The following is a 16200-nucleotide window of genomic DNA, read 5'->3' as shown; positions in this document are numbered from 1 at the left end:
CTCATCGGCGGCGCGGGTCAGGCGGCACGGGTGCCGAGCACTGTGGATGCGGGGAAGGGCCCGGACTGCGCCGTCCCGCTCATCCGGTTGCCGATCACGCGCAGGTCGAACACGACGGACATCGCCACGGGTGCGACGAAGTCGAGCCTGAACTGCACTGCGTCGCCCGCCACGGTCCCGTCTCGGATCGGTACCGGTCCGGTCGCACCGACGGCGGTGCCTGTCAGCGTGGTTCCCGCAGCGGTCAGGGTGAGGTCGTAGCGCCGGGAACCCGCGAGGGTCGCAACATCGATGGCCCACTTCCCAGTGATATCAGCCACACCGACCTCCCGAATGCCCTCGACCGAGCCCTGCCGTCGGGCTCATTCTGCTCCCCCATCGTTCCCGCGCGCACAGAAGTGCCCGCAGCGGACGGCTTCTGGACGTACCCGGAGCCGAGGTGGCCGGCCGCGCGAGCGGATCGCGCCAGCGGGCTACGACCGAGCCGCGGCGAATTCGTCGATCGCCTCCGCGGTCAGTTCCATCTCGCGGTCCCCGCCATGGCCTTCCGTCTCGACGATGCGGAGGATGCTGCCGGGCCACGCGCGATGGAGCAGCCAGGGAGTGATCGCCGGACCGCTGATGTCGCGGCGGCCATGGATGAGCACGCCGGGAGTCCCCGCCAGTTCGCCGATGCGATCGCGGATGCGAGCGTGGCCGACGAGGAAGCAGTCGTTGGACCAGTAGTGCGTGACCAGGGTCGCGAAGTTCTCTCGCTCGCGATCGGTCTCGAACATCGGTCCGGCGACGAAGCTGGGGTCGAGGGAGACGTGCGTCCCTTCCCATTCCTCCCACCGAGCAGCGGCGGCAGCACGCACGCCCGGGCTCGGGTCCCGCAGCAGACGAGCGTACGCGTCGATCACACGCTCGCCGGGAGCCGTCGATGCCGCCAGCCGTTCCCAGGCTTCGGGGAAGACGGCGCCGATGCCTTCCGTGATCCAATCGATCTCCTCCCGAGATCCGGAGGTCACGGCGGTGACCACGAGCTCGGTCACTCGATCGGGATGCTCCAGTGCGTAGGCGAGCGCGAGCGTGGAGCCCCACGAGACGCCGTGCACCAACCAGGCATGGATCCCGAGGTGCGTCCGCAAAGCCTCGATGTCGCCGATCATCGCCTGCGTGGTGTTGGTCTCGAGAGCATCGCGGTCGTCGATCGCCCAAGGCGTGCTGCGGCCACAGCCGCGCTGATCGAACCCGACGATCAAGTGCTTGGAAGGATCGAATCTTCGCCGGTAGCCGCCCGGCCCCAGGCCGCTGCCGGGACCGCCATGAAGATAGAGGGCAGCGCGTCCATCTCGCACGCCGGCCAGCTCCCAGTACAGACGGGCACCGTCGGGTCGATCGAGGAACCCGTGCTCGAACGGTTCAATCGGAGGATGCACGGTCGCATCGTATGCGATCGCACGAGGGCGGATCGTCGGGTCCGGCGGCGCTGAGGCGGCGTGAGCTCCCGCTTCGGCGCGGTTGTGGCCTGCCCAAACGGTCGCAGAGTGGCTAGAGTCAGCGGCATCCCCACCCCTGGTCGAGGAGGGAGGCCGTCGCTTGCCGAACATCCTGGCCGGTCCACGCCCGAAGACGGGGACACACGCGCTCGTCATCGGCGTGAGCGACTATCCGTTCCTCAACGATCCCGCTTCGTGGCTCGTCACCGAGGGTTTCGCGCTGCCGCAGTTGACGACGGCGGCCCGCGCAGCGTCCGATGTCGCGGCATGGCTGCTCGACGAGTACTACAACCCCGATGCCCCGCTGGCGAGTCTGCGCGTCCTTCTGTCACCGGCCGACGGCGAGCGGATCAACGGCCGGATCAAGCCGCTCCTGGACGGAGTGACCTCGAGAGCTGAGCGGGATGCCGTCATCGAGGAAGTCCGGGCCTTCGAAGAGGATTGCAAGAAGGACCCGAAGGGCATGGCGTTCGTCTACGTCGTCGGCCATGGATTGGAGCTGACGACGCGCTCGGCGCTGCTGCTGCTGAGCGACTTCGGGGATCCGTCCCACCTCAATCGCGTCAGCGCCGCACTCGATGTGACGTCGTTCCATTCGGCGATGAACGCGGAGGGCAAGCCGGAGCGTCAGATCTGGTTCGCTGACGCGTGCCGCCAGCAGGCCGACGTCCTGGCCAAATGGACTCACCTGCCCGGCGCGATCAGCCCGGATGGCGGGGGACCGCCGGTCATGTCCTCGACCCTCATCCTGTCGGCGACCACGGGAGAAAGCGCCTTCGCCACTCGCACCGGAACGCTGTTCACCAAGGCGCTCCTGGAAGGCCTGCGCGGTGCTGCCGGCACAGGTCCGGAGGCGAACGGCTCAACCGATTGGCAGATAAAGCTCGACGAACTCAAGGCATGGCTCAGCGCGAGGGTCGGCGCTCTGGCCGGGCAGTCGAATGTGGACCAGAGCATCGACGTGATGGGGCGGGTGTTCCAGACCGTCCTGCTTCGCCTCCGGGAGGCCCCGAAGGTCGATCTCACGCTCAAACTCTCGCCGAAGGGCCTCAACCCGCTGCCCAGAGGCACGATCGACAAGGAGGCGAAGGTGATCGCGAAGGTCACCGAGTGGCCGGACAAGCGGAAGGTTCCCGCTGGGCTCTACCGGATCACGGTGAGGTCCAATCCCAAGGTCGTTCGAGACGTGGACGTGAGACCGCCGAAGTTCGACTTCACAATCGAGGTTGCCCCATGACGAAGCCACGGAAAGAAGGTGGTCTGGTCGTCTCGGGCGGAACTGCATCGACGATGTCCGGCTACGCGAAGATCACCATCAGAAACGACGAGCTCGCGGAAGTGCACAGCGGACCCGCCGGCGCCGAGTTCGCCCTCCCCGAGGGGCTCTACTCGGTGGAGGCCACTGCGCAGTCCGGCGAGGCGCTCAGCCAGCTGGTGCGCGTAGAGGCGGGCAAGACGACCCAGTTGGCCCTCGACGAGCCCGCGAGCCCGCAGAAGCGAAAGCGCCGGCGTACGTCGTCGGCTGATGATCGCGCCGAGGACGCCGCTCCGCCCGCTCGAGAGGTCTCGCTGGACGGCGGTGAAGGCTGGACGTCCGCACAGACGGTGAGTGGATGGATCTTCAGTCCGACCCCGCCCTACAGCGCGGTTCCTTCGGTGCTGCTGTCTCGCGGCTCGGCGCGGTGGGAGGTGTCGCTCCCGCTGAATCCGGAGGGGTTCGATGAGAACGCGACGTGCGCCCTCGAGACCATCGACCCGGCACCGGTCGAGTCGGTCGTACCGGTCGTGCTGCGATATCCCCCCAGCCGGGCGACGATGGGTCTGATCAGCGGGCAGTTGGAGCGAAACACGATCTCCTCCGACACCGCCGTCCTCGACGACGCGGTTTCGATGCTCCACAGCAAGATGTCCGACCCGACCGCCGCCGCCCTCGGCGGTCTGACACTTCACCGGCTCGGAATGCTCAGCGAGCGCGCAGAGTGGGTCGAGAACCTCGCGAACGGGTTCCCCTGGCTGGTCGACGGTCGGATCCTGTTGGCCGCGCTGCTCCGCGACGATCCGGATCCCGCCGATCGTGCACGTGGCCTGAAGCTTCTGCTGGAAGCGAGTCGCGAGCGGCCCATGTTCGCCGACGGGCTCGCCCTGGCGCTGGACCTCCTGAATCGCTGGCCCGACGATGTCGAACAGGATGCGCGATCGACCGCAGCAGGTGCCCTCGGACCCCTGATCGCGTACACGAACTGGAGCTCGGTGAACCTCGTCACGCGGGTGCCATGAGCGACGACCTCGCCATCCAGTTCCTGCCGGCGCGTCAAGGAGACGCGATCTGGATCCGCTGGGGTGCGCAGCACCAGATGCTCATCGACATGGGCACACCCGAGATCGGCAAGAAGATCCGCAAACGCCTCTCGGAACTCGACGAGGCAGGACGCACGTTCGAATTGATCGTGGTGACCCACATCGACAGCGACCATATCGGCGGCGTCCTGACCGGCATGGTCAGGGCGAAGAGCACCCTGCCCCCCGTCGTCTTCAAGGACTTCTGGTTCAACGGCTGGGACCACATCCATGGGCGCAAGACCACGCGCTTGAAGGCGATGGGCCCGGCGCAGGGTGAGGAGCTCGGGACCTGGCTTGCGGACAAGCCATGGAATGAGGCCTTCGATCGAGGACCGGCACGCCGGGGACCCCGATCGTTTCCTGCCGTCGAGCTCGCTGGAGGGATGCGGCTCACCGTCCTCGCTCCGGACGCGCTGCGATTGACGGAGCTGCAAGCGGCCTGGACCCAGGTCATCCACGACGCGGAGGAGAAGAAGCGCCGCACGAAGGCCGGCGGCCTGGTGCCGATGGGAGTGTCGGATGCCCCGACGCTGGACACCCGAGAGCAGCTCGTCGATCTGGCGAACTCGAACCTGGATGAAGACGACAGCAAGGCGAATCGCACGAGCATCTGCCTCCTGCTCGAGTACGACGGCAAGCGCGTACTGCTGACCGGGGACGCCATCTCGGCGGACTTCGTCCTCGCACTCAAGCAACTCGCCGTCAAGCGGCCGGAGCTGACCGGCGCCGGCGGTCGTGTCGATCTCGACCTGGTCAAGATGCCGCACCACGGGAGCCAGTACAACGTGACGCGTGAACTGGTCGAGGCCGTCAACTGCAAGGAGTGGGTGTTCACGACCGACGGCACCGACCACATGCATCCCGATCCGCCCGCCATCGCACGGCTGCTGGAATGGGGCACGCGCAAGCCGACCCTCATCTTCAACGAGCGAAGCGCCTTCAACGCGTGGTGGGCGACCCCCGCGTGGAGGACCGATTTCGAGTACGACGCCCGCTACGGCACGAATGTCGTGGACCAGTACGGCCAGAAGGAGAGCGGGATCACCTGGCCGCTGCCTCGCCGATAGCCGTCGACGGTGACCACGGTGCGCCTCACGGTGTGCCGGTGGGCGCGTCCTCGCGGGGGACGGGGTACGTCGCACCCAGCGCGGTCGGAAGGGGCAGCATCCGCCGCAATTCGTCCTCCATCGTGAGCCCGATGTAGCGCCTCAACAGCGGGGCGATGTCGATCGGCTGTCCGTCGGGTCCTGGGCCGGAGTCCTCCTCGGCGAAGCTGAAGTAGAACCCGTGCGCCGCACCCGGTGTGCTGCGGCGCTTCATCCCGTGCGAGTAGCCGTCCTTCGGGCCATGCGCGGGCGCGTGGCCGCCGACGTTTCCCATGACGGGGATGTCGAGCACGCCCGGCCCGAACAGCCCGCGCAGCGGTCCGCCGAACCAGTCGCCCCAGAAGCCCTTCTCTGCCGGGAAGTACAGGTTCGTCCAGCGCACGGCCGCGAACGGGGCGGCGTGGTACGGCACCCAGCGGCCGAGCTCCTTGGAGCAGTACGCCTCGCGCTGCGGGACAGCCGTCTTCTCGACCATCTGGCTGCGGGGGATCGGCGGGCACACCGGCAGTTCGGCCCGGTGCACCAGTTCGAGGAATTGCGAGCGCTTGCGCGTGTAGAGCAGGTCGGCGAAGTACATCGGCGTGCCGAGGGTGATGAAATCCGTGATGAGCCACGGACTGCCCTGCGCCCGCAGTCCCTGCCAGAACGCGAACTGCGTGTCGCGGTATGCGTCGATGAGCACCCGCACGTCTGCCGGCACCGTTTCGACCAGCTCCGGTGGCTTCTCGGCCCAGTTGTACTTCGCGGCCGCATCGCGCAGTGCTCTGCCTGCCTTCTGCACCTCTTCGCGTCCGCCCAGCTTGGGAGCGGGCTCGTCGTCGTCCTGGATCGGTCCGCTGTGCGCAGTGTGGTACTCCGCCCACAGCGAGGTCAGTCCGTCATAGGCGATGTAGCCGCCGAGGCTGTGAGCCACCACAACGACGCGCTGGTACTTCCCGGATTCATGGATGCCGCGCAAAAGCGACACCATCCCGTCGCGGATGTCGCGCCTGACCGCGTACGAGCGCGGCGAGTTGTCGAGGTAGCGCACGACGTCGACGAAGTAGGTCGTGACGGTGTTGCCCAGCAGCTTGAGCACCCACATCACCACGCTCGCCAGGAACGCCGCCGCGGGCAGGCCGATCACGACGCCGAGGATGAACCCGATGACACCTGCGGCGTTGACCTCCTGGCCGGCGGTGCGCGCGAGCAGGAACCACACGAACAGCGCGAAGAGGATGAGGATGATGCCCCACGCGATCAGCCAGATCACGCGCAGCCCCTTCGGCCGCGTGCTCGGCCGGCGCCACAGCAGTCGCCACAGCGTCGGCAGGAAGTCCCCCAGCCGATTGCCGGTCATCTTGTAGGACCAGTGGTACTCGTAGAAGTCGAACCGGTCGTGCACTCGCGGGTGTTCGGCGGTCGGGACGACGGGCTGTGCATATGCGGCCAGCTTGCGCGCCTCGTACGACCCCGAGACCACGTCCGGCCGCGAGAAGTACTGCCGCGTCGGCGGCTCACCGGTGCGCGGCAGCGCCGTCTTGACGAACTGGTTCACGGTCTCGAGCGGAACCTGCTCCCCCATGCCATGCACCATCACGACGGCGGTGCGGATCTCAGGCTCGGTCATCGTCTTTCCCCAATCGCCGGTGACGCGTTCAGCATGGCAGTTCGGTCTGGCTGGGCGCCAGGCCGCCTGCCCGCTGCCGATGCGGCCGGGCCCGCCGTGCACCGGACTAGGATTCCGGGCACCGGCTGACGAGAGGCGCAGGACGATGCGAAAACTGGTCTACGGCATGAATCTCTCACTGGATGGCTTCGTCGCCGCGCCGGGCGACGACCTCGGGTGGAGCGCGCCGAGCGACGAGCTGTTCCAGTGGTGGCTCGATGAGGAGCGAGCGATCGGCCTGCTGCTGTACGGGCGCCGATTGTGGGAAACGATGAGCTCCCATTGGCCGACCGGTGACCAGCAGCCTGATGCCACCCCGGCGCAGATCGACTTCGCGCGGAACTGGCGCGACACGCCGAAGGTCGTCTTCTCCTCGACGGTGCAGGAGGTCGACTGGAACGCCCGCCTGTTCACCGGCGACGCGGTCGCGGAGATCACGCGACTCAAGACCGAGGACGGTGACCCGATGAGGGTCGGCGGAGCAACGCTCGCCGGAGCGGCCATGCGGGCGGGGCTGATCGACGAATACACGATCGTGACGCATCCGGTGCTGCTCGGCGCCGGTGACCCGTTCTTCGCTCCTGTGAACAGCTGGGTGCAGCTGAACCTCGTGGAGACGCGGACCTTTCCCGGCGGGGTGGTTCTGACCAGGTACGAGGTGAGGCGCTGAGCGAAGAGCGACATCGGTTTCGCGTGATGACTCATTGACACCAATTTATATTCATGTCAGTATGCACTAACACCAAATCATCACCGATCGATTCGAGGCGAGATGGCACCGCCGACGGAAGTCAGCTCACCGCGGCCGTACCGGATGCGGGCTCGCGCCGAAGGTGCCTCCCGCACCAGGGCGCGTGTGATCACCGCGGTGATCGAGCTCGCGAACGAGAAGCCCGTCGCCGCGATCACCCTCCCGCTGATCGCGGATCGAGCAGGCGTCGCGGTGCAGACCGTGCTGCGGCAGTTCGGGAGTCGTGAGCGACTGATCGATGAGGCGGCCGGCACCGCGCGGGCGGAGGTTCTCGCGGAGAGATCGGCCGATCCACACGACGTGGATGGATCTCTCGATGCCCTCGTCGCCCACTACGAGGCACGAGGAGATGGTGTGCTTCTCCTGCTCGGACAGGAGAGCTGGGACCAGACCGCGGCGACGATCACGGCCGACGGCAAGTCGCTGCATCGAGACTGGGTCCGTCGCGCATTCGCGCATGCACTCTCGCCCTTGACCGAGGCGGAGCAGGACGAGGCGCTGGATCTGCTCGTCGTCGCGACGGACGTGTACGCGTGGAAGCTGCTGCGTCGAGATCGCGGCCTCAGCCGCGATGACACAGCCGAGCGGATGCGGCGGCTCGCAGCATCCGTCCTCTCTTTGTATGCACCCAGTGAGGAGTGAACAATGTCCACCATCGCAATCGTCACCGTCGCCGCGGGCGGCAATGTTCCCCCGGCGATATCGATCGGCCGCGAGCTGATCGCAGACGGTCATCGCGTGCATGTGCTCGGCCAGGAGGACCAGCGGGTGCGGTTCGAAACCGCGGGCTTCGAGTTCACCCCGGTGGCGAGCCTCGAGTTCTGGGGGGACCGTCGCACGAAGTCCTCGGTGCTGGAGACAGTCCGGCACGCCGCACGTCTCGCCGCGGGCCGTGACTTACGCCAGGAGGTCGCCGAGAAACTGGCACTGGTTGCTCCGCGCGCGGTGCTCATCGATGCGCTGATGCCGATCGCCGTGCTCGCCGCCCAGGACGCCGGCGTGCCCTCGGCTGTGCTCTTTCACACGTACTACAAGTACTGGGTGAGCAACCTCCACGCCGGTCCGGTCGGCTGGCTGGCGCGCGCGCGAGGTGTGAACATGCGCAGGACGTGGGAGTCCGCTGATGCGCAGCTCGTGACCAGTGAGTCCGACTTCGACCCCGCCGCCCGCGACCTCGATCTCTCGCGGCGTCCGATCTGGGTCGGGGCCACGACTTCGGGGACGGCATCCGCGCCTCCCTCCGGGACGCCGCTCGTGCTCGTCAGCCTCAGCTCGACCTGGATGCCGGGGCAGACCGACACCTACCAGCGCATCATCACCGCGCTCGGAGGTCTCCCGGTGCGTGGGCTCGTGACCCTGGGCGGCGTTGCGCCCGACCGTGTGCTGACGGTGCCGGCGAACGTCGAGGTCCGAGACTTCGCTCGTCACGACGAGATCATGCCGACGGCATCGCTCGTCGTCGGCCATGGTGGGCACGCCACCACCTTCACGGCTCTCGCCCACGGCAAGCCGCTGCTCATCCTGCCGATGCACCCGCTGATGGACCAGCCCATGGTCGGCGCATCCGTGGTCGATGCCGGCGTCGGCCTGATGCTCAAGCGCACCGCGACCAGCGATGAGATCACGTCCGCCGTCGAGCGACTGCTCGCGGACACGGCGATTGCGCAGTCCGCCCGGGCGATCGGGAACAGGCTCCGCGAAACCCGTGCAGCCAGAGCCGCCGCCGACCGCCTGCTCGAGCTCGGAAGCACCGGGCGTGCGGAGCAGCCTCAGCAGGCGAACCACTAGGGCCCCCGGCCCCGGCTCAGATCGTCAGGCGGCGGGGAGCGGCGGCGAGCTGCCCCGTCCCGCCTGTCAGTGAACCCGACCCAGGAGCACGCCGGCGGCGAGCGCCGAGATCAGCCCGAGCTCGATGCTCGAGCTGATGACGAGCCGGATCGCGAGCGTGTCGGGGGCTCCGAGCGCGGCCACGAGCACCGCCCCGACGACAGCTGCGATGCATCCCGCCATCCACCCACGCTGCGCGGTGCGCCCGAACCGCACCGCGAGGACGATTCCGCCTGCGATGAACGCCACCTGAGTGAGGATGAATCCGACCTCGTGCACCGCGCCGTGCCAGCTCATCTCCGGCGCGCCCGCCGGCGCGCCCGCAGGAAAGCCGGCGCCGGCATCGGTCACGAACACCCCGGCGACCACCAGTCCGACTCCCATCAGCACGATCAGAGTGGTCGCCCACCGGGTGAGTCGTCCGGCTTCGAGCGTGCGCCCCAACCCGATCCCGCCGCCGATGACCAGCATCCCGGTGAGCACGAAGTCGGCGATCTGCACCCAGCCGGAGTCGCCGAGGCTCAGGAGACTCATCGGATGGTACGTGGGGCGGAAGCCATCACGAGTGAACGCGTGGACGGCCCAGAGCACGACGAAGAGCGGCGTGGCAGCCATGGCGCCGATCAGCAGCGCACGGGATGAGTGGGACACGAGACCTCCGAACGTTGAACCAATAAGTTCAGTGTTTCATACTGAACCGATTAGTTCAACGAACGGCGCCTCCTCGGTTCGGCAGACCCGAGGGTGCCGGCCATGTCAGGCGAACAGGTCGTCAGCCGTCGGCCGGCGGCACCGTCTTGCGCATCACCGTCTTGCTCTTGCCAATGTGCCGCTCGAACGTGAATCCCGCCTTCTCGAACATGGCCCTCGTGCCGTTGTGCAGGAACGAGGACGAGGTGCGCTTGCCCGGTGTGAGTTCGTTCGGAAACGAGACCACCTCACCGCCGCCGGCCTGGGCGATCAGCTCGAGCGCGCCGTCCAGCGCCTCCCGTGCCACTCCCGACCGACGGTGGTCGCGGTCGACGAAGAAGCAGGTGATGCGCCAGGGCGCCGGATTCGCCTCGCCCGCGTCGTACTGCTTGCGGTGGTAGATGTTCGGCAGCTCGAGCGGACTGCCGTACTCGCACCATGCGATCGCGTCGTCGCCGTCGAACACGAGCGCGGCATGCGCGATCCCCTCCGCCACGAGTCGCTGCTTGAACGTCGCACGGTCATACTCGTCCTTGACGGTCTCTTCCGTGTCGCCGTGGAAATACGAGCAGTAGCACCCACCCCAGACCCCGTTGTGCTTCTGCGCGAGCGCCAGCCATGCGGGGAAGGTCTCGGGAGTGAGCGGCTTGATGCTGTACCCAGTCGCAACGTCCTCATCGGCCATGGCAGCTCCTCGCGTCGGTACTGCCAGTCTGCCGACAGCCTCCGACGCTCGACAAGGTCGGCGCGGGCATCGTCCGTACCGGTCGCTCCGACTGATCAGGCGCAGTTCCGAAGCGAACGAGACGCGGCGCAAACCGCGCGGTAGTGTCCCGCCATGGCCGAACTTCCCGAGCATGCAGCCGTGAATCGCGAGTACTGGGACGGCATGGCCCACGAATGGGTCGAGTCCGGCGAGCGCGCCTGGAGTCAGGCGGAGCCCTCCTGGGGCATCTGGAGCGTCCCCGAAAGCGAGCTCCACCTGCTCCCGGACGACATGACCGGAATGCGTGCGATCGAACTCGGATGCGGCACGGCATACGTGGCGGCCTGGATGGCACGAAGAGGCGCCACGGTCACCGGGATCGACAACTCCGCGGAGCAGCTGCGCACCGCACAGCGACTTTCGGAGCAGCATGGTGTGGCCCTCGAGCTCATCCACGGCAACGCGGAGAAGGTCCCCCAGCCCGATGGGTCCTTCGACTTCGCGATCAGCGAGTACGGGGCCGCCATCTGGGCCGACCCGTACGCATGGATTCCCGAGGCGCACCGCCTGCTCCGGCCGGGAGGGACGCTGGTGTTCCTGGGGAATCACATCCTCGTGGCAATGTGCTCGCCGGTCGACGGATCGTTCCCGATCGCCCGCCGACTTGAGCGGCCGTACTTCGGCATCCATCGCCTCGACTGGCGGGACGCCGTCGACGATCCCGGCGGCATCGAATTCAGCCTGACGTTCTCGGAGTGGATCCGGCTCTTCCGCGAAACCGGCTTCGAGATCCTCGACCTGGCCGAGATCCATGCTCCAGCCGATGCCACAGGTTCTCATGCAGGCATCTCCGCCGACTGGGCGAGGGACTTCCCCAGCGAGCACGTCTGGACCCTTCGCAAAGCAGCGTGACCGCGAACGGGTGAGAGGTGACCGGAGGTTGAGGCGCCGCCTCGTCTCTGCGACGGTAGACGGATGACGGATCAGATTTCCCCCGCTCCGGCAGTCGAGACCGGCTACGTCGAACTCGGCGAGCTTCGCATGTACTACGAGGTGCACGGCGGTGCATCCGAGAGCACGCCGCTGGTGCTGCTGCACGGCGGCCTGTTCGACATCGACCAGCAGTTCGGTCCGCTCATCCCCGACTTCGCGGCCGGGCGTCGCGTGATCGCACTCGATTTCCAGGGGCACGGGCGCACGAACGACATCGACCGCCCGTTCTCCGCGGCGGGGTTCGCCGGCGATGTGCTGGCCGTGCTCGACCACCTCGGCGTGCAGCGTGCCGACATCTTCGGGTTCAGCGTCGGGGGTGCTGTCGCGCTCGACCTCGCGATCGACCACCCACAACGCGTTCGCAAGGTCATCGTATCGTCCACGTCGTATGCCGCATCGGGAATGCGGGGCGCCGAGAACGCGGATGCGGTCGGCGCCATGACTGTGGACATGATCGCCGGCACACCCATGGAAGCCGCCTACCTCGCGAAGTCGCCGCACCCCGATCTGCTGCATCTCCAAGGTCTGCTCGACAAGCTTGGCGCCACGTACGACGGCGGGTTTCCCGATCGCACGGATGCCGAGATCCGCAGCATCGAGGCGCCCACGCTCATCACCCTGGGCGACGCCGACATGGTCTCCCTCGAGCACGCCGTGCAGTTCCTGCGCCTTCGCGGAGGCGACGTCAACGGCGACTTCGATGGCGTCCCGGCATCTCAGCTCGCGGTCTTCCCGGGGACGACGCACTTCTTCGGGCTGGCCCGGACGGACTTGGTCCGCGGCGTCGTGATCGGCTTCCTTGACGCGCCCGGCGCGTAGTCGAAGCCTTGCGCCACGGGACTACTCCACTGTTTTGTCGACCCAGGTCACCATGAGGTACGGGCTGTAGACGTAGACGATCGTGTCGCCCTTCCACGCGATCTCGATCGTGCCCTTGCCCGCGTCCATCGCCGTGAGGATCTGGGATCGAACGGCGTCCCATGCGCTCGCCTCTGTGAACCGGAACTTCCGGTACGCCGTCTCCGGGCCGATGTAGAGCGTCACTTCCGTTGCCATGGGACGCACTCTATCGACCTCAGGTCGTCGGGTGCGCGCGGACCTCAAGGCGGTATCAACGCGTTTGCGGGCTGCCGATCGGGACGCTCCTGTGGGTGCCGACCGCGGGTCGGGGTTCATGCGCGCATCCCTAGGATGAGCACATGGCGATGCCGGTACTGGCGACCAAGCTCTTCGTCCCGCCGCCGCGCTCCCACGCCGTGTCCCGCCGCCGCCTCGTCGCGCGTCTGGACGACGGGCTCGCCCGCGGGCACAGATTCACGCTCATCTCGGCGCCCGCCGGGTTCGGAAAGACCACGGTGCTCAGCGAGTGGGTCGCCGAGCGCAGGCGGGCCGACCCCGAACTCGGGGTCGGCTGGGTCTCTCTTGACGAGGGCGACAACGACCCAGTGCGATTCCTCTCCTACGTGGTCGCAGCGCTCACCGAAGCGGCCGGCCTGACCGGTCCACCGCCCGGCGACCTCGCCCGGACGGCCGAATCGACGCTGACCACACTGGTGAACGACGCTGCACGCAATACGGGTCGGACCCTCCTCGTCCTCGATGACTTCCAGCTGATCGAGGACGCGTCAGTGCGCGATGCGGTCATCTTCCTGCTCGACCACGCGCCGCCGAATCTGCACCTCGCGATCGCCAGTCGATCCGATCCGCTCCTGCCGATCGCTCGTCTGCGAGCTCGCAACGAGCTCACCGAACTGCGAGCGGCCGATCTGCGATTCGCACCGGACGAAGCCGCACGGTTCCTCACCGATGCGACGGGACTTGCCCTCTCCACGGCCGACGTCGCCGCGTTGGAGGCGCGGACGGAGGGTTGGATCGCCGGACTCCAACTGGCTGCCCTGTCCCTCCGCGAGCGGCCCGACGCGTCCGAGTTCGTCGCCGCCTTCACCGGAAGCAATCGATTCGTCATCGACTACCTGATCGAGGAGGTTCTGGACCGTGCCCCGGCGCATGTCCGCGAATTCCTCTACCAGACCGCGATCCTGGAACGGCTGTCAGGACCGCTCTGCGACGCCGTCACAGGCGACGCGGACGGCATCGAGATGCTTGCCACCCTCGAACGCGCCAACCTGTTCGTCGTTCCGCTCGATGACCAGCGACAGTGGTTCCGCTACCATCACCTCTTCGCCGACGTCCTGAAGGTCCGCCTCTCGGCCCACGGCGTCGCGCATGTGAACGCGCTGCAGAGCCGTGCCAGTGACTGGTTCGAACGCCACGGCTCCCCGGAGGAGGCCGTGCGCCACGCCCTGGCCGGTTCCGACTTCTCGCGAGCAGCGAGACTCATCGAGTCGGCGATCCCGAGCGTGCGCAAGAGTCGACAGGACGCCACTCTGCTCGGATGGCTCGCCCAGCTGCCGCAATCGGCGATCGATGCCCGGCCCGTGCTGCGTGTCTTCGCGGCGTGGGCGTCTCTCGTCGCGGGTGATATCGCCGCGGTCGAACCGCAGCTCGCAGCGGCAGAAGCGCAGCTCTTGTCCGCGCAGGCGGGTGGCGGGCACGAGTCCGAACCGGGAGAGGAATTGAACTCGCTCCCCGTGACGATCGCTCTGTATCGGGGCGCGGTGGCGATGGCCGTCGGCGACACGACGGCGGTCAGAGCCCATGCGCAGCGCGCACTGGATGTCGCCGCATCCGATGACTACCTCGGCCGGGGCGCGGCCGCCGGCATGCTCGGCCTGGCCGCGTGGGCCCGCGGTGATCTCGAAGCGGGAGCGGCAGCATTCCGCGAGTCGGCCGCCAATCTGCGCCAGGCGGGCAACCTCCTGGATGCGCTCAGCACCACGATGGTGGTGGGCGACATGCTGCTCGCGCTCGGCCGGCTCGCCGAAGCGCAGGCGGGCTACGAGCTCGCGTTGCGCGAGGCGAACGGCAACCCGCCGGCCGCCGACCTGCACGCAGGGTTCAGTGAGGTGCTCCGGCAGCGCAACGAGTTGCACGCGACCGCGGAACAGCTCTCCACGGCCGAGGCGGTGGGTTCCGGCTGGTTCTCGCACGAGCACCGCTACCGCTGGGCGCTCGGCATGGCCGCGCTCGCGCAATCCCAGGGGGAGCCGGATGCCGGGCTGGACTTCCTGGCCACGGCTGACACGCAGTATCGACGGGGATTCTTTCCCGACGTGCGCCCCATCGGCGGCGTGCGGGCGAGGGTCTGGATCACTCAGGGACGATTCGCCGACGCTCGGAATTGGATCACCGAACATGGCTTCAGCAGCTCCGACGAGCTTGCCTACCTGAGCGAATTCGGACACATCACTCTTGCCCGACTGCTCCTAGCCGAGGGCCGGGACGACTCCGTCGACGAGGCGGAGTCGCTGTTGTCGCGCCTCGCCCTCGCCGCCGAATCCGGTGGGCGCCTCGGCAGCCTCGTTGAGATCCGGATGCTGCACGCACTCGCGCTGCACGCGCGCGGCGATGCCACTCCCGCGCTGGCGTCGTTCGAGAGAGCTCTTGCGCTCGCCGAACCGGACGGCCAGCTCCGGCTCTTCCTCGATGAGGGCGCGCCCGTGCTGCACCTCCTGAGAGCGGCCGCGGGCGCGGGCACCCGACCGGACTTCGTTCGGACGCTCAGCCGATCATTACGGAACGCCGGCGAGATCGCCCCCGTCGTGCCGCTCCCGGATCCGCTCAGCGATCGCGAGCTGAGCGTCGTTCGACTGCTCGGGACGCAGCTGACCGGACCGGAAATCGCCCGTGAGCTGCACGTCTCCGTGAACACCTTGCGGACTCACACCAAGCACATCTTCGTCAAGCTCTCCGTCAACGATCGCGCAGCCGCCGTGCGACGGGCTGAGGCACTCGGGCTCATCTAGTCGAAAGATCACCACCCGAACTGCCCATGTGGGGATGCCCGGTCACCACGTCCCTTCGTAGCTTCAGGACGTCCCCGCGACCCGCCCGGACGTCCTCAGCATCGGAGAATCGCCATGAGCATCAGCTCGACCACCCTCACCCGCGCGGCCGCCGTCGCCGCAGCACTCGCGGGCCTCGCGTACATCGTCATCCAGTTCATCCACCCGGCCGATGTCATCGAGTCCCTCTCGACCCAGGCGTGGGTGACGGTCCACGTCATCAGCTTCGCCGAAGCCGTGCTCGCCCTGATCGGGGTCACCGGCCTCTACCTCTACCAAGCCCGAAAGGCCGGCATCCTCGGTCTGATCGGATACATGATGTTCGGCCTCTTCTTCATCCTGCAGGCATCGTTCAACTTCGCTGAGGCATTCATCGCACCGCTCATCGCCATCAGCGCTCCGCAGCTCGCGGTCGACCTCGTCGGACTCTTCGGCCGCTATCCCGCTGAGACCGACCTCGGTGCCCTCGCCGCGCTGCCTCTCGTCGGCGCCATCCTCTACGTCGGCGGCGCCATCCTGTTCGGCATCGCCATCATCCGGGCGCACATGCTGTCCCGCGGAGCGGCGATCCTCCTGATCGTCGCCGCGGCCGTCACCCCGCTCGCCGCCCTCCTTCCTCACGCCCTCGAGCGAATGGCTGCCGTCCCGATGGGTCTCGCGCTGATCTGGCTCGGCTGGTCCCTGTGGATCCGCAGCAGCACCCGCACCCCCCAGGCGGTTGATGCGAGCTCCGACCGGATCGCCGCGAACTGA

Annotated in this window: 16 protein-coding genes; 10 read left to right on the top strand and 6 right to left on the bottom strand. The window is 67.6% G+C overall.

Going from position 1 to position 16200, the window contains the following annotated elements; genetic code table 11:
- Nucleotides 1-17: 17 nt before the first annotated feature.
- Together BM349_RS03880 and BM349_RS03875 are read right to left on the bottom strand one after the other, a co-directional pair.
- Nucleotides 18-320: a hypothetical protein gene (locus BM349_RS03880; RefSeq protein WP_091703137.1), complete on the bottom strand. Its 303-nt coding sequence runs from the start codon at nucleotides 318-320 to the stop codon at nucleotides 18-20.
- 153 nt (nucleotides 321-473) lie between these two features.
- The gene (locus BM349_RS03875; RefSeq protein WP_254773714.1) at nucleotides 474-1421 is read right to left on the bottom strand and encodes an alpha/beta fold hydrolase; all 948 of its coding nucleotides are present in this window, start codon (nucleotides 1419-1421) and stop codon (nucleotides 474-476) included.
- A 160-nt stretch (nucleotides 1422-1581) separates the two neighbouring features.
- On the opposite strand from BM349_RS03875, the gene BM349_RS03870 reads away from it, so the two are divergent.
- From BM349_RS03870 to BM349_RS03860, 3 genes are read left to right on the top strand one after another with little or no spacing between them, the layout of a single operon-like run.
- Nucleotides 1582-2718 carry a caspase family protein gene (locus BM349_RS03870; RefSeq protein WP_091703134.1) on the top strand — a complete coding sequence of 379 codons (1137 nt, stop codon included), beginning with the start codon at nucleotides 1582-1584 and terminating at the stop codon, nucleotides 2716-2718.
- Entirely contained in the window at nucleotides 2715-3758 is a 1044-nt protein-coding gene (locus BM349_RS03865; protein WP_091703131.1) for a hypothetical protein, read from the top strand. Before BM349_RS03870 ends, BM349_RS03865 begins: the two co-directional genes overlap by 4 nt.
- Nucleotides 3755-4888, top strand: a complete 1134-nt coding sequence (locus tag BM349_RS03860) for a ComEC/Rec2 family competence protein (protein WP_091703126.1) — start codon at nucleotides 3755-3757, stop codon at nucleotides 4886-4888. The genes BM349_RS03865 and BM349_RS03860 overlap by 4 nt, the downstream gene beginning before the upstream one ends.
- A 25-nt stretch (nucleotides 4889-4913) precedes the next feature.
- On the opposite strand, the gene BM349_RS03855 is transcribed toward BM349_RS03860, so the two are convergent.
- Entirely contained in the window at nucleotides 4914-6536 is a 1623-nt protein-coding gene (locus tag BM349_RS03855) for a hypothetical protein (RefSeq protein WP_091703122.1), read from the bottom strand.
- Nucleotides 6537-6681: 145 nt separating this feature from the next.
- Between BM349_RS03855 and BM349_RS03850 the strand changes: the two genes are divergently transcribed.
- The 3 genes from BM349_RS03850 to BM349_RS03840 all read left to right on the top strand — a co-directional run bounded on the left by BM349_RS03850 (nucleotide 6682) and on the right by BM349_RS03840 (nucleotide 9114).
- Nucleotides 6682-7245 (top strand): dihydrofolate reductase family protein, encoded by a 564-nt coding sequence (locus tag BM349_RS03850; protein WP_091703118.1) that lies wholly within the window; start codon nucleotides 6682-6684, stop codon nucleotides 7243-7245.
- A gap of 102 nt (nucleotides 7246-7347) precedes the next feature.
- A complete protein-coding gene (locus BM349_RS03845) occupies nucleotides 7348-7968 on the top strand; it encodes a TetR/AcrR family transcriptional regulator (RefSeq protein ID WP_091703114.1) in 621 nt (206 codons plus the stop codon).
- A 3-nt stretch (nucleotides 7969-7971) separates the two neighbouring features.
- Entirely contained in the window at nucleotides 7972-9114 is a 1143-nt protein-coding gene (locus BM349_RS03840) for a glycosyltransferase (RefSeq protein ID WP_091703111.1), read from the top strand.
- A gap of 66 nt (nucleotides 9115-9180) precedes the next feature.
- On the opposite strand, the gene BM349_RS03835 is transcribed toward BM349_RS03840, so the two are convergent.
- On the bottom strand, nucleotides 9181-9804 hold the full coding sequence (locus BM349_RS03835) for a DUF998 domain-containing protein (protein WP_091703108.1): 624 nt from the start codon (nucleotides 9802-9804) through the stop codon (nucleotides 9181-9183).
- Between the two features lie 121 nt (nucleotides 9805-9925).
- A complete protein-coding gene (locus BM349_RS03830) occupies nucleotides 9926-10528 on the bottom strand; it encodes an N-acetyltransferase (RefSeq protein WP_091703105.1) in 603 nt (200 codons plus the stop codon).
- Between the two features lie 153 nt (nucleotides 10529-10681).
- Here BM349_RS03830 and BM349_RS03825 point away from each other — a divergent pair, with 153 nt between their 5' ends.
- Nucleotides 10682-11461 (top strand): class I SAM-dependent methyltransferase, encoded by a 780-nt coding sequence (locus tag BM349_RS03825; RefSeq protein ID WP_091703101.1) that lies wholly within the window; start codon nucleotides 10682-10684, stop codon nucleotides 11459-11461.
- A 63-nt stretch (nucleotides 11462-11524) separates the two neighbouring features.
- Nucleotides 11525-12361, top strand: coding sequence for an alpha/beta fold hydrolase (locus BM349_RS03820; RefSeq protein WP_091703096.1), 837 nt, complete (start codon nucleotides 11525-11527; stop codon nucleotides 12359-12361).
- 21 nt (nucleotides 12362-12382) lie between these two features.
- Here the strand turns inward: BM349_RS03820 and BM349_RS03815 are convergent, their stop codons facing one another.
- Nucleotides 12383-12598 (bottom strand): hypothetical protein, encoded by a 216-nt coding sequence (locus BM349_RS03815; protein ID WP_091703091.1) that lies wholly within the window; start codon nucleotides 12596-12598, stop codon nucleotides 12383-12385.
- A gap of 143 nt (nucleotides 12599-12741) precedes the next feature.
- Between BM349_RS03815 and BM349_RS03810 the strand changes: the two genes are divergently transcribed.
- Together BM349_RS03810 and BM349_RS03805 are read left to right on the top strand one after the other, a co-directional pair.
- Nucleotides 12742-15408 carry a winged helix-turn-helix domain-containing protein gene (locus BM349_RS03810; RefSeq protein ID WP_091703088.1) on the top strand — a complete coding sequence of 889 codons (2667 nt, stop codon included), beginning with the start codon at nucleotides 12742-12744 and terminating at the stop codon, nucleotides 15406-15408.
- A 114-nt stretch (nucleotides 15409-15522) separates the two neighbouring features.
- Complete coding sequence (locus tag BM349_RS03805; RefSeq protein WP_091703084.1) at nucleotides 15523-16200, top strand: hypothetical protein; 678 nt, start codon at nucleotides 15523-15525, stop codon at nucleotides 16198-16200.

It is taken from the genome of Microbacterium sp. cf046, from assembly GCF_900114345.1.
In the GTDB taxonomy this organism is placed as follows: Bacteria; Actinomycetota; Actinomycetes; order Actinomycetales; family Microbacteriaceae; genus Microbacterium.
The sequence above is the reverse complement of the archived record's forward strand: the minus strand, read 5'-3'. Positions and strand labels throughout refer to the sequence as shown.